13 protein-coding genes are annotated in these 13,201 nt (G+C 64.6%); 5 read left to right on the top strand and 8 right to left on the bottom strand.

Going from position 1 to position 13,201, the window contains the following annotated elements; genetic code table 11:
* Position 1: 1 nt before the first annotated feature.
* Complete coding sequence (locus ABEA33_RS04590) at positions 2-460, top strand: MaoC family dehydratase (RefSeq protein ID WP_345525412.1); 459 nt, start codon at positions 2-4, stop codon at positions 458-460.
* A 96-nt stretch (positions 461-556) separates the two neighbouring features.
* Here ABEA33_RS04590 and ABEA33_RS04595 read toward each other — a convergent pair whose 3' ends face one another.
* Positions 557-1,708: an epoxide hydrolase family protein gene (locus ABEA33_RS04595; protein WP_345525413.1), complete on the bottom strand. Its 1,152-nt coding sequence runs from the start codon at positions 1,706-1,708 to the stop codon at positions 557-559.
* 53 nt (positions 1,709-1,761) lie between these two features.
* On the opposite strand from ABEA33_RS04595, the gene ABEA33_RS04600 reads away from it, so the two are divergent.
* Entirely contained in the window at positions 1,762-2,754 is a 993-nt protein-coding gene (locus tag ABEA33_RS04600; RefSeq protein WP_345525414.1) for a quinone oxidoreductase family protein, read from the top strand.
* Positions 2,755-2,810: 56 nt separating this feature from the next.
* A complete protein-coding gene (locus tag ABEA33_RS04605; RefSeq protein WP_345525415.1) occupies positions 2,811-3,956 on the top strand; it encodes an acyl-CoA dehydrogenase family protein in 1,146 nt (381 codons plus the stop codon).
* Between the two features lie 69 nt (positions 3,957-4,025).
* Here ABEA33_RS04605 and ABEA33_RS04610 read toward each other — a convergent pair whose 3' ends face one another.
* From ABEA33_RS04610 to ABEA33_RS04640, 7 genes are all read right to left on the bottom strand, one after another.
* Positions 4,026-4,790: a FadR/GntR family transcriptional regulator gene (locus ABEA33_RS04610; RefSeq protein ID WP_345525416.1), complete on the bottom strand. Its 765-nt coding sequence runs from the start codon at positions 4,788-4,790 to the stop codon at positions 4,026-4,028.
* 75 nt (positions 4,791-4,865) lie between these two features.
* Entirely contained in the window at positions 4,866-6,059 is a 1,194-nt protein-coding gene (locus ABEA33_RS04615; RefSeq protein WP_345525417.1) for an acyl-CoA dehydrogenase family protein, read from the bottom strand.
* Positions 6,060-6,100: 41 nt separating this feature from the next.
* Complete coding sequence (locus ABEA33_RS04620; RefSeq protein WP_345525418.1) at positions 6,101-7,306, bottom strand: acetyl-CoA acetyltransferase; 1,206 nt, start codon at positions 7,304-7,306, stop codon at positions 6,101-6,103.
* Positions 7,303-8,589 carry an OB-fold domain-containing protein gene (locus ABEA33_RS04625; RefSeq protein ID WP_345525419.1) on the bottom strand — a complete coding sequence of 429 codons (1,287 nt, stop codon included), beginning with the start codon at positions 8,587-8,589 and terminating at the stop codon, positions 7,303-7,305. Before ABEA33_RS04625 ends, ABEA33_RS04620 begins: the two co-directional genes overlap by 4 nt.
* 151 nt (positions 8,590-8,740) lie before the next feature.
* Entirely contained in the window at positions 8,741-9,214 is a 474-nt protein-coding gene (locus ABEA33_RS04630) for a MaoC/PaaZ C-terminal domain-containing protein (protein ID WP_345525420.1), read from the bottom strand.
* Positions 9,215-9,250: 36 nt separating this feature from the next.
* Positions 9,251-10,417: a thiolase family protein gene (locus tag ABEA33_RS04635; protein ID WP_345525421.1), complete on the bottom strand. Its 1,167-nt coding sequence runs from the start codon at positions 10,415-10,417 to the stop codon at positions 9,251-9,253.
* Positions 10,414-10,848, bottom strand: coding sequence for a Zn-ribbon domain-containing OB-fold protein (locus ABEA33_RS04640; protein ID WP_345525422.1), 435 nt, complete (start codon positions 10,846-10,848; stop codon positions 10,414-10,416). Before ABEA33_RS04640 ends, ABEA33_RS04635 begins: the two co-directional genes overlap by 4 nt.
* Before the next feature lie 96 nt (positions 10,849-10,944).
* On the opposite strand from ABEA33_RS04640, the gene ABEA33_RS04645 reads away from it, so the two are divergent.
* Together ABEA33_RS04645 and ABEA33_RS04650 are read left to right on the top strand one after the other, a co-directional pair.
* Complete coding sequence (locus ABEA33_RS04645; RefSeq protein WP_345525423.1) at positions 10,945-12,159, top strand: thiolase family protein; 1,215 nt, start codon at positions 10,945-10,947, stop codon at positions 12,157-12,159.
* A partial coding sequence (locus ABEA33_RS04650; RefSeq protein WP_345525424.1) for a 2-oxoacid:acceptor oxidoreductase family protein occupies positions 12,156-13,201 on the top strand: 1,046 nt, incomplete at its 3' end. The genes ABEA33_RS04645 and ABEA33_RS04650, both read left to right, overlap by 4 nt.

The following is a 13,201-nucleotide window of genomic DNA, read 5'->3' on the forward strand; positions in this document are numbered from 1 at the left end:
GGTGCGCATCTTCTCCAACTCTGCCGAACTGATTGCCGCGACCGGCTCTGAGATCGGCGCCAGCGATTGGCACCTGATCGATCAACGGCGAATTGACATGTTTGCCGAGACCACGGGTGACCACCAGTGGATCCACATCGACCCCGATCAAGCTCGCCAGGGACCGTACGGCGCAACCATCGCCCACGGTTACCTGACCCTGGCGATGGGGCCAGTCCTTTGCGGCGAGATCTACCGGATCGACAACGTCTCTCGGGCAGTCAACTACGGGCTGGACCGCGTGCGATTCCTCAGTCCTGTGATTGTGGGTTCGGAGCTCGCTGCCCGCGTGACATTCGACAAGGTGGAGTCAATCGGTCCACGGGAGGTCGCCGTCTACAGCACAGTCTCGTTTGAGACCAAGGGCGGGGATCGCCCCGCGTGCGTCGCGTCGACCATCGGACGCTACTACTTCAAGTAGGAACCCCTGCGCCAAGGACCCGCCGTCCGGCCGCGTGGTGATCCCTTCGCCACGCGGCCCTCCGGGGCCATGCGTCTCTGAACGCTCATCGGCTGGTCACCGGTATCGGCTGAAGAAGTCACGGAGCGTGGCCACGAAGGGCCCCGGATCCTCGAGCGCCGGAAAGTGGCCTCCTCGCTGCATCTCCTGCCAGTACTGGACGTTGTACACGCGTTCGGCCCACTCCCGCGGGGGACGCACTTGCTCATAGGGATAGTGCGAGACACCCGTCGGCACCGAAACGAAGGTGTCGGGAGTCGTCCGCCACGGATTCCTCCGCTCTTCCGCGTAGATCCTCACCGACGTCTCGACCGTGTGGGTGAACCAGTACACCGACAGCATCGTCAGCAGCTTGTCGCGGGTCATGACGTTGTAGAGATCGCCTTGGCAGTCGCTCCACGAGCGGAACTTCTCCACAATCCAAGCCGCTGTCCCTGCCGGCGAGTCCGATAGGCCGTACGACAGCGTCTGGGGCTTTGTCGACTGGATCTCCAAGTAGCCAGTCTCCGTGCGCTGCCACGCGCTCATCTCCGACATCCATGCGAGCTCGGCGTCCGACAGGTCCGTCCGGCGGCTCGGGTGAGGAGAGAGGCCGACGAGATTGAGGTGGATGGCTCGTACGCTCTCAGCGTGGCTGTAACCGAGCCTCGAGGTGATCATTCCGCCCCAATCGCCACCCTGGGCAACATAGCTCTCGTACCCGAGGACGCGGGTCATCAGGCCATTCCAGAGCGGCGCGATGGACGCGACGTTGAGACCAGGGCGGAAACCGGAGTGGCCGAACCCGGGGATCGACGGCACCACCACAGAGAACGCATCGGCCGGATCGCCTCCGTACCGGGCTGGGTCCGTCAGAGGCCCGATCACGTCCAGGAACTCGACGTAGCTGCTCGGCCAGCCGTGGGTCAGGATAAGCGGAAGGGGACTTGGACCATTTCCGGGCACGTGCAGATAGTGCAGCGGTACGCCGTCGACCTCGGCCAGGTATCCCGGGACGGCGTTGATGGCATCGATCGCGGCGGTGAAGTCGAAGCCATCGGCCCAGTACTCGCACAAGCGCTTGAGGAACGTTTCATCCGTCCCTAGTTCCCAGTTCAAGGAGGCGACCCCGGGCCACCGCGTCTGCCGCAAGCGGGTGCGGAGCTGATCGATCTCAGCCGGGGGGACGGTGAACCTGAACGGATCTTCAACTACGCGACTCGATGGCATGTGACTCCCTTCCCACCCAGTATAATTGAGTCATCGTTAAAAAGTGGAGGGCCATGAAGACTCTGTTCGTCGTCCAGTCCGACGGCACGCGGCGACTCGAGTGGCGGGACACCCCCGCCCCGTCCCCAACCCCGGAGCAGGCGGTTGTTCGCGTCTTGGCCGTCGCGCTCGCCTGGAGCGATGCACTGCAGGTGCGCGGAGAGTACGCCGGCCCAGTTCCCGATCCACCGTTCGTCCCGGGTCACGAGTTCTGCGGTCTCGTCGCCCAGCCGCCGACCGGTCCGCAACGGTCTGCATTGGTTGCTGGCGCCCGGGTCTGCGGATTTCTTCCCGGCCCGGGCGCGCTCGCCGAGTACATCGCGGTCGATCCTGCGTGGCTTCGCCCGGCCCCAGCACACCTGAGCGACGCAGAAACGGCAGCTCTGACGACCCCGTTCCTGACGGCCGACGCCGCCGTGCTGACCGTGGGACGAATGCAGCCCGGCGACGTCGTCGCTATCCATGCCGCGGCGGGCGGCGTCGGTCGCGTCGCCGTCCAGCTAGCCCGACGCTATGGTGCCGGCACGATCCTCGCAACCGCCGGAAGCCCGCAACGTCGATTGATCGCGGAGCGTCTGGGAGCCGATGCCACAAGCGACTACGCGGACTTTCCTCAACTCGTCAGGGACTGGGCTCCAGGTGGGGCTGACCTGATCCTCGACTCGGTCGGCGGACAGGTCTTCGACGACAGCCTCCATGCCCTCCGACCGCTTGGCCGCCTAGTGACGATCGGCGCATCTTCCGGTCAAGCACCGAAGGGGCCCAAGCTGCCCACGTTGTGGCAGCGGTCGGCCCAGGTTTCCGGCCTGCACATCGCCCGGTGGCTGAGCGACGAACCGCGCCTCCTCGATGGCTCGTACCGACGATTCGACGCAATCACCTCCCGCGGCGACCTCCGGGTGCCAGTGGCGTCGATCCACGATGCCGCGAACGTGGCGGAGGCATTGGCTGCCGTCGGCGATCGGGCGACCGACGGGCGCGTGGTCGTGTCCCTCGCGGTCGATTGACGCGCCCGACAGTCGACCGTAAACTAAATTAAACGACCGTTAAAAAGGATGGGTCAGTGGACTTCGAACTCACAGGCGAGCAGCTCCAGTTCCGCAAGGTTCTGCGGTCGTTCTTCGAGCAACACGCATCGATCGAGGAGATGGCTCGACTAGAAGAGGCGCACGAGTTCCCCTCGACGATCTACTCGCAGATGGCTGAGATTGGTCTCACCGGCCTCGTGATCCCTGAGGAGTACGGCGGCAACCCGGCCGACTCCGTGACGCTCTGCTTGGCCGTCGAAGAGATCTCGCGTGCCGGCGCCACTCTCCTTATGGCCTGGATACCGACCGTGACTTGTTCGCGGATCATCCTTGACCACGGCACCGACGATCAACGACTGCGGATTCTTCCGGGCGTCGTCGCCGGGACGACCCGGATGGCCGTCACACTGACTGAGCCGGAAGCGGGTTCCGACCTGACCCACCTCAAGACGTCGGCTCGGCGCGACGGTGACGAGTGGGTCATCAACGGCCAGAAGGTATTCATCACCGGCGCGGACACTGCCGACTACCTTGTCACGCTCGTTCGGACTGCCGATCGCTCTGAACCGGGAAGGGGGCTCACCATGGTTCTGGTTCCGCGTAAGGCTGCGGGCGTCAGCACGCAGCCCCTGAGGAAGCTCGCCGGGCAAGGGACCCATACCTGCGAGGTCTTCTTCGACGAAGTTCGCGTTCCGGCCTCCGAGACCATCGGTGAGGTCGGCGACGGTCTGCGCGTCATGTTCCAGCTCCTCGATCATGAGCGCATCACGTGCGCCGCTCAGAGCGTCGGAGTTGCTGCCGGAGCCCTCGATCTTGCACTCACCTACGCACGCGAGCGCCGGCAGTTTGACGTCCCGATCATCGAGCACCAATCGATCGCTCACCTGATCGCCGATATGGCGATCGATGTCGAGATGGCCCGACTCTTCACATGGCGAGCGGCCTGGCGTCTGGATCAAGGACTGCCAGCCAGTCTTGACGCCTCGATGGCCAAGGTGGCCGCCTCCGAGGCAAGTACGCGGATCGTGAGCAACGGCATGCAGGTGCTCGGCGGCTACAGCTATATGGTCGAGTACGGCATGGAGCGCTACTGGCGCGAGACGAAGCTGAACGAGATCGTGGCGGGCACCAACCAGATCCAGCGCAGCATGATTGCTCGTCAACTAGGTAGGTCTCGGTAGCGGGACTGGCATGGCTAACGCGGCCCGCGCACTCACCACCTACCAAGGATGAGAGCGGCATAGTCGCGCTCAGACGGGGCGAAGTCGAGAACTTCCATCCTCCCGGAACAGGTGCCCACGAAGGTACGTCAGATGCTCCACGACAGCCGCCTCGGCGGCGTCGGGACTTTCGGCCTCGATTGCCTTGAGGATGTTCTGGTGCTGGATCACGGTCTCCCGCCCGACCTCCGGCGAGAGATCCAGATAGTGAACGGGCTCGGTCTCGCGGTGCAGCGCCCTGACGAACGCGGCGAGGACCGGGTTGCCACTGGCCCTAGCGATCGTCGAGTGGAAGTCGACGTCCAGCTGCCCGACCATGGGATCCCCCACAGTGGCCTCGCGCTGTTTGCGGATAATCTCGCGAAGTTCGTTGCGATCCTCTTCGGTCGAGTTTCGCGCCGCGAGGCGCGCACTCGGCACCTCGAGATACTGACGAACCATCGCAACCGACGTGTACTCCACGTTCCCCAGACGGAGAAGGTTGTTCAACGACTCTTGGATGACCGTTCCGAGCGAATCGGAACCGAGCTTCTGCACGAAGGTGCCACCCCTAGCTCCAGGCGACTTGACGATCATGCCCTCAGAGGTCAGCGTACGCAGCGCCTCACGGATCGTGGTCCTACTGACTTGGAACTGCCGAGCCAGCTCGACCTCTGGGGGCAGTCGCTCCCCGTCCTCAAGATCGCCATTCAGGATGGCGGTCCGGAGACGATCCTCCACCTGCTGACGCGGGCGGAGGATGCGCTCTCCGATCATTCGGACCGGCGCCTGCTCCTCGTGCGAGGAACTCGTCATGCATCGCCTCCGTGAACCGAGAATTGTCCGACTATGGACAGGAGTCTAACGCCTAGTCGACTGAACCCCGGCAAATCAGACCGGTTCGAACGAGAGCGGCCGTCGGAGTGCGTGGCGCGACATGCTCTTGTACCCCAGCGCGTCCTCGGCAAGTGCGATCCGGAGAATGTTGGCCGCACCTTCGCCAGTCCGGCCCAGGTGAGCAAGGTTGAGATAGTGGTTGACGGTGTACTCCTGGGAGACCCCGTATCCGCCGTGGATCTCCATGACCGCGTTGGCGATCTTGAGTGTCACCTCGCCCAAGAAGTACTTGGCCATCGCGCTCATGCGGGTGTCAGCCAGTCCACTGTCAAAGGTTGCGGCGGCCTGGTAGAGAAGCGCGCGACCGGCCGTCAACTCGGTCACCGCATCCGCAATCTGGTGTTGGATCATCTGGTACCGACCGATTGGATTGCCGAAGGCTTCACGAGTCTTGGCATACTCGATGCCGAGGTCGGCGAGCACCTGTCCGACCGAGAGGCTCTTCGCCGCGACGGCGAGCCGTCCATAGTCGAGGGAGTTCATCGCAATCTTGAACCCGGCTCCCACTTCACCAACGAGACGGTCTTCGGGGATTCGGACGTTGTCGAGGACGACCTCGCCGACAGGAATCAGGTTCCCCGTCGTCGTAGGCAGCCGTGTGACGGTGACTCCGGGGTCGTCGTAGCGCAAGATGAAGGCCGACACCCCCCGATGACCTGCTTCAAAGTCGGTCTTTGCGAAGAGAAGGCACACGTCAGCGACCGGGCTCAGAGTGATCCACATCTTGGTCCCATTGATGACCCAGCTGCCATCCTTCAGCACTGCCCTGGTCTTCATGTTGCGCATCGCGTCCGAGCCTCCGCCGGCCTCTGTGAGCGCGATGCTGCCGATCAGGTCACCCTGGATCAGGGGACGGACGTACTCTTCGTGCTGGTCCGGCGTGCCCCAACTCATGATGCCCATAGGCGCTGTCATGGCGTTCATGTTGAACGCGCTGACGAGGTCAGGGCTCGCAAGGCCGACCTGTTCAGCCCCCAGAACCATGTTGAGAAGCCCCATCTCGCTTCCCCCGACGGACTCGGGGAAGGCCGCCCCCAGGAACCCGAGCTCGCCCAGGCCCTTGAAGACCTCCCGCGCGAAGTGTCCCTCCCGCTCCCAATCATGCACGTTGGGAGCGATCTCCCGCTGGGCGAACTGACGGGCGACATTCTGGAGGTCCAGGGATTCCTCACTGAGGGAAAAGCTCATTTCCGACTGCCTCTCTTGGGTGTACTGAGCCGTGCTCGTGATTAGAGAACGGGAGATCCGAGTTGATCGCTGACGATGCCGACAAACGACACGCAGTCGCCGGGGTTGCCACCAAGGTTGTGGGTCAGGGCGAGGCGACTCTCACCGAAGTCGACCCGTCGGTCAACCGGGGCATCGCCTCGCAGCTGCAGCCAGCACTCGTACATCATCCGGAGGCCCGAGGCTCCGATCGGATGGCCGAATGCCTTGAGCCCGCCGTCCGGATTCACGGGTAGGCGTCCGTCGAGGTCGAAGGCGCCATCCAGGACGTCCTTCCAACCTTCTCCCCGCTCGGCAAACCCGAGGTCCTCCATCAGCACGAGCTCGGTCGGGGTGAAGCAGTCGTGCACCTCGGCCATCGCGATCTGCTCGCGGGGCGCGGTGACCCCTGCTTGCAGATAGGCGTCCTTGGCTGCGGCGACTACCTCGGGGATGGTCGTGTACGGGTAGTCCGAGTCTCCGCCGCCGGTCGCGGGGCCAGCGACGAAGGACAGCGCCTTGATGTAGATGGGGTGGTCCGTGTACTTGTGGGCATCTTCCGCGCGTACGACGATCGCAGCGGCCGCACCGTCGGCGACCCCCGAGCAGTCGAAGAGCCCGAGTGGGTCGGCGATCATGGGCGCGGATCTGATCGTTTCCATCGAGACTGGCTTGCGGAACTGAGCCAGCGGATTCTTCGCACCGTTCTGATGGTTCTTCCAGGCAATGCGAGTCAACACCTCCTTGAGCACGTCAGCGTCCAGGCCGTATCTGGCCGCATACGAGGTGCCGAGGAAGCTGAACAGCGCGGGGGCGGTGAGGTCGGCCTTCGTACCGTCGTCGATCATGCTGGTCCCGGTCAGGCCGGAGAATCCGCTGTCCTTCAACTTCTCAACGCCGATGGCCATGGCGACGTCGTATGCACCGCTTGCGACGGCGTAGCACGCGTTGCGCAACGCTTCTGAACCTGTCGAGCAGAAGTTCTCGACGCGTGTGACCGGCTTGTAGTTCAGCCGAAGGGCACGCGAGAGGACGAGGCCAGACATACCAGCCGCCATCGTGCCGAGCCAGTACGCGTCGATGTCGGCGCGCTCGATCTTGGCCGAAGACAACGTCAGGTCGTAGGCGTCGGTCAGCAGGTCGTCGACGGACTTGTCCCAATGCTCACCGAACGGGGTGCACCCCATTCCGACGATCGCTACCGCGTCGCTGATTCCATGCGAACTCATCGTTCCACCCCTTCAGTGAGTGCTGCGGCCCGGACCGGCCGTGCCTTCCAGAAGTAGTTGTGCACTCCGCGCGCGGTGGTGAGCCTGCGGAAGGTCATCTCGACCGGAAGTCCAACCTCGACGAGGTCGGGATCGACGTCGGTGATCTCGCATTTCAATCGACCACCGCCCTCGAAGTCGATGACAGCCCCGACGAGCGGTGGGCTCGGAGTGTGAGCCAGACGATCGATCGTGTACGAGAAGACTCGAGCACGTTCGCCACTCAACGGATCCGGGGCCATGTGATCGACGACGTGGCACGAACGGCAGACCCGGCTCGGCGGCACTTGTCGGGTTTCGCACTCGGTGCATCGCGAGGCTTCGAGCGCGAACTTCCAGCGCGTTCGCCTGAAGGACGGCGGTGCAAGCGGTGGCTCCGGGTCCGGGCGTCGGGCTGGCGCCGACTGCAGGAGCCCACGCCACGAGAGATAGGTCAGATAGTCGACGGAATCCGTAGGCGCGTGCTGCCGACGGGACAGGTCAGAACGGTGCCGTCGCTCGTCCTCGACAGCCGACGTCGCACGGTAGACCATCGCGCTCACCCCGTCGGAGATCACGACCAGGATGAAGATGTCGCCGGCTTGCGCCTGGTCGAGCCAGTCTGCCAGGGCGAGGCCGGGTTGCGCCGCACCACAGTTGCCGAACTCAACGGCCAGATCCTCGAGAAGCTTGGCATGCTCACTGACGTCGCGTGCCACGGCTTTGACCGCCCGTGCGTGTGTACCCACGACGGCGGCAAGCCGCCGTCCGTCCGCCGGGAGAGAGCCCACGATCTCGGCCAGCAGTCCGCGAGCCGCCGGGAGGTACACGCTCTCTCCGAATCGTTCCTCCCAGGACCGACTGGTGTCTGCTCCCGGTGTCCGCCAACGATCGAGCACTTCGATCGTCGTGTGGGCAGAGTGGAGTAGCTCTGCCAAGACCGGCTGATCGTCCGTGCCGTTGCCGACGACGATCGCGGCTGCGGCGTCGCCGCCCTCGATCTCGTCGGCGCTGCCCGGCGCGCCCGACCGGATGTCGGCGAAGACGCCTAGAGAGGTGCCGTCGGCTGCCGCGGTCACCTGTAGTGCACCGACGGCTGACCGAACGGAACCCACCATGTCGAATGCGGAGGCGGCGGAGGGCAAGGCGAGCGCCGCATGGATCGCGCTCGCGTTTGACTTGTCAGCGTACGCCGGCCTAGTCGTGGCGAACCACAACGAGGTCACCTCCGCGCTGGCGATCGAGCGTGCCGCTTCAACAGCCAACGAGGTCGTGTCCTCGTCGTAGGCGGCGACTGTGCGACTTCCCCCGAGCGATGCTCCGCGAAGGTCCGCGCGAGGAAGACGGTGGTACGGGAGGTAGACGGCATATCGGGTGACTCCGCGAGGCTGGTGGTTAGACATCTTTCAGCACACCTCAGTCGTCCGAGTCGTCGCTCGGCCGACAACGGAAGAGCATCTTCGACACCATCTGTTGAACGACCTCTTGGCGCTGGTTGAAGATGGTCCGTCGCACGGTGACTACTCCCCGGTCGCCCTTGCTGGTGAGGCGGGTCTCGAGGACCTCGGAGCGCATGAAGATCGTGTCGCCGCTCTTCACGGGGGCGACCATCCGCCAGTCGTCGGTGCCGAGAAGTGCTACCAGAGTCCCGTCGTTGATGCCTGACGCGTAGTTGAGCCCGGCCGCGATCGAGTAGACCAGTGGGCCGTGAGCGATCGGTTCACCGAATGGCGTCTCCTTGCAGTACTCCCAGTTCGTGTGAACCTCGTTGAAGTCGCCGGACAGGCAAGCGAAGTTGACGATGTCGGTCAGCGTGACGGTTCGACGACCGGTCTCGAAGACGTCGCCCACCTGGATGTCGTCGAAGTACTTGCCACGGACTTTGCTCATTGCGCAGTTGCCTTTCGGGTGTTGGACCTGGATCGGTCACAGAGAGTTGGACAGCACGACGGTGCAGTGGGCCGACAGGATCCCGCCTTCGACATGGACGAGTCCGGCTTCCGCGTCGGCGACCTGGCGTTCTCCGCATTCGTGCCGGAGCTGGCGCGTCGCCTCAACGAGGTCGAACAAACCACCGGCAGCTCCCGCGTGTGCGTGCGAGAGCATCCCGCCGTGGGTGTTGACGGGCAGAGAGCCACCGACCCGCGCGTGACCTTCTTCGAAGAAGGCGCCACCTTCGCCCCGCTCCACGAACCCCAGGTCTTCGAGCTCGATGATCGGGACCACGCTGAAGCAGTCGTACAGCTCGGCGAAGTCCATGTCAGCGGGCTTCAGGCCGGCCATCGCCAGGGCCGCTCGGCCCGAGTACGTGGCACCTGTCTGAGCCAGCGTCGGCGCCATGCTCAGGTGCTCGTGCGAGTGATACTCACCCATCCCCAAGACGTGGACTGGCGGCTTCCGCAGTTCGCGTGCGCGCTCCGTCGAGGTCACGATGATGGCTCCGCCGGCATCGGAGATGAGGCAGCAGTCAAGCAGATGTAGCGGATCGGCGATCATCTTGGACGACAGCACGTCCTCGACCGTGATGGGGGCGCGCATGTGAGCGTTCGGGTGCATGGAAGCGTGCTTCCGAGCGGTGACGGCGACCGAGGCAAGCTGCTCGGAGGTCGTGCCGTACTCGGCCATGTGTCGCCGAGCCACTAGGGCGTACAGGCCGGGCATGGGTGGGCCGTACGGGTTCTCGTACGAGGGGTGGCCGACAGCGGTCATCTTGGCAACGGTCTCGTCACGCGACTGTCCCGTCGCTCGGTTCTCACCCGCCAGGATGAGGACCGTCGTCGCCTGTCCGGTTGCGATCGCGGCCGCTGCATGGGTGAGCATCACACCTGGCGTCGCGCCGCCTACCACCATGGAAGAGCAGTAGCGCGGCTTGATGCCCAGGTACTCGCACATCACCGATCCGAGCATGAAGTACGGCTCGGTGAACGAGTATGCGGTCAGCAAACCGTCGATCTCGCTCTTGTCGATCCCTGCATCCTCGATGGCGTTCTTGGCGGCCTCGGCGGTCAACCCCAGGCCAGTCGTGTCGGGGACCTTGCCAATGCGGGACTCTCCGACCCCGACGATCGAGACGAGACCTCGCATGTCGGTCATGCGGCGACCTCGGTGCCGACTACGCGGAAGCACGGCAGAACCAGTCCGCCCTCGCGGTTCTGGAACTCGACCTTGACGGCGGCGCCGACCTCCACCTGCTCAGGTCGGTCGCACAGGATGCGGGTGAACATGCGCACGTTCGGGGCCAGATCGACCAGTCCGATGATGTACGGAACCTCGTCGCGGAAGGACGCTGACGGCGCTCGCCGAACGGTTGACCAACTGTAGACCGTTCCGCTTCCATCCAGTGGCTTCCAGTCGGCGGCATCGCTCCAGCACCCCGGACAGAGCCGACTGGGGAACCAGCGGAGCTGCTTACAGTCGCGGCATTGGGGGACCTCAAGCGAGTGGCGCTCGACCGCTGCCCAGAAGGGCTCCGAGTCGGCGTCCCTCCGGGGCATTACGTGCTCAACGGGGGCTTCGACAGTCACTGCTCTCCTCAAGTAAATGTCCGACATTGGATGATAGACATTTGGGTGCGAATGCGTCAAGATATTCTAACCATGGTTAAAAAGGAGTGTAGAGACATGGCGGTTGACGCGTTCGTGTATGGGGCTGTTCGCACCCCTTTCGGCCGGCACGGCGGTGGTCTGGCCAACGTGCGACCTGACGATCTTGCGGCGGCGGCGATCCGCGGCGTTCTCGACGCCCTACCGTCGCTGTCCGACAGCGCGATCGACGAGGTGATCTGGGGCAATGCGAACGGGGCCGGCGAGGACAACCGGAACGTCGGGCGTATGGCCGTGCTGCTCGCCGGGCTGCCGACGTCGGTGCCGGCCACCACCGTCAACCGGTTGTGCGGCTCTTCGCTCGACGCCGCAATGATCGGCTCGCGAACGATCGAGACTGGTGATGCATGCATCGTCCTGACGGGTGGTGTGGAGTCGATGACCCGTGCGCCTTGGGTCCTGCCGAAGCCATCGCGTGCCTTCCCAGCAGGAGACATGAACGCCGTCTCAACCACACTGGGCTGGAGGCTGGTCAACCCCGCGATGCCGTCCGAGTGGACCGTGTCGCTCGGCGAAGCGAACGAGGCCCTGCAAGTCGAACTGGGCATCAGCCGGGGTCGACAGGACGAGTACGCTCTGCGTTCGCACCGGTTGGCGTCGAAGGCGTGGGAGGAGGGCTTCTACGATTCTCTCGTCGTTGGCTTCGAGGACTCCTCCACGCTCGGGCTGACAACGGCCAGTCGAGACGAGGGCGTGCGGGCCGATGCAACCCTCGTCCAGCTGTCCACCTTGAAGCCGTCCTTTCGGAAGGATGGAACCATCACGGCCGGGAATGCCTCACCACTGAGTGACGGCGCATCCTCCGTCCTGTTGGGCTCTGAGGCTGCCGCAGACCTGGTGGGCTGCGGGCCCCTGGCTCGAATCGCTGGGCGCGGAGCATCTGCCCTCGACCCGCATCGCTTCGGTCTCGGCCCGGTCGAAGCGACGAACCGAGCGCTCGCGTCGGCAGGAATCACCTGGTCCGATGTCGGCGCAGTTGAGCTCAACGAGGCATTTGCCGTACAGAGCCTCGCCTGCATCGACGAATGGAAGATTGACGAGCACATGGTCAATGCCAAGGGCGGTGCGATCGCGATCGGTCACCCGCTTGGCGCATCAGGAGGCAGACTCCTCGGCACGCTCGCCAAACGGCTCATCGATTCCCATGAGCGTTGGGGGGTGGCGACACTGTGCATCGGAGTCGGCCAGGGACTCAGCGTCGTGCTCGAGAACGTCGAGACGAACAGGCCATGAGCGCGCCGACGACGAGCACCGGGAAGCAGGTCAAGCAGCTGGACCGGGTGATCATCCGGTTTGCGGGCGACTCCGGTGACGGCATGCAGTTGACCGGGGATCGGTTCACGCAGGAGTCGGCCGTGTTCGGCAACGATCTGGTGACGCTGCCGAACTTCCCCGCCGAGATCCGCGCTCCTCAGGGCACCCTGCCGGGCGTCTCGTCGTTCCAGGTCCACTTCGCCGACCATGACATCCTCACCGCGGGCGACGCACCCGATGTGCTGGTCGCGATGAACCCGGCGGCGCTCAAGGCCAACCTGGGCGACCTGCCGAAGGGCGCGGCGATCATCGTCGACACCCACGACTTCACCGGTCGCAACCTGACCAAGGCCGGCTACGAGACCAACCCGCTCGAGACCATCGGCGAGGTCAACGACCCACTGGGCGAGTTCGCGGTCCACGCGATCGACCTGACCGGGATGACCGTCGAGGCGGTCAAGGAGTTCGGGCTGTCCCGCAAGGACGCCGCCCGCGCGAAGAACATGTTCGCGCTGGGCCTGCTGTCGTGGATGTACGGGCGGCCGATCGAGTCGACCATCTCCTTCCTGGAGAAGCGGTTCGCGAAGGTCGCCGACATCCGCGACGCCAACATCACGGCGTTCAAGGCCGGCTGGAACTTCGGTGAGACCACCGAGACGTTCGTCGTGCAGTACGAGATCAAGCCGGCCCCGATGTCGGCGGGCACCTACCGCAACATCACCGGCAACCTGGCCCTGTCCTACGGCCTGGTCGCCGCGGGCGTGCAGTCCGGGCTGCCGGTCTTCCTGGGCTCCTACCCGATCACCCCGGCCTCCGACATCCTCCACGAGCTGAGCAAGCACAAGTCCTTCGGCATCACCACCCTGCAGGCCGAGGACGAGATCGCCGGGGTCGGTGCCGCGATCGGCGCCTCCTTCGCCGGCGCGCTCGGCGTCACCACCACCTCAGGCCCCGGCATCGCCCTGAAGTCCGAGGCGATCGGCCTGGCCGTGATGACCGAGCTGCCGCTGATCGTCGTCGA

The sequence above is a fragment of the Nocardioides endophyticus genome, from assembly GCF_039543845.1.
In the GTDB taxonomy this organism is placed as follows: domain Bacteria; phylum Actinomycetota; class Actinomycetes; order Propionibacteriales; family Nocardioidaceae; genus Nocardioides; species Nocardioides endophyticus.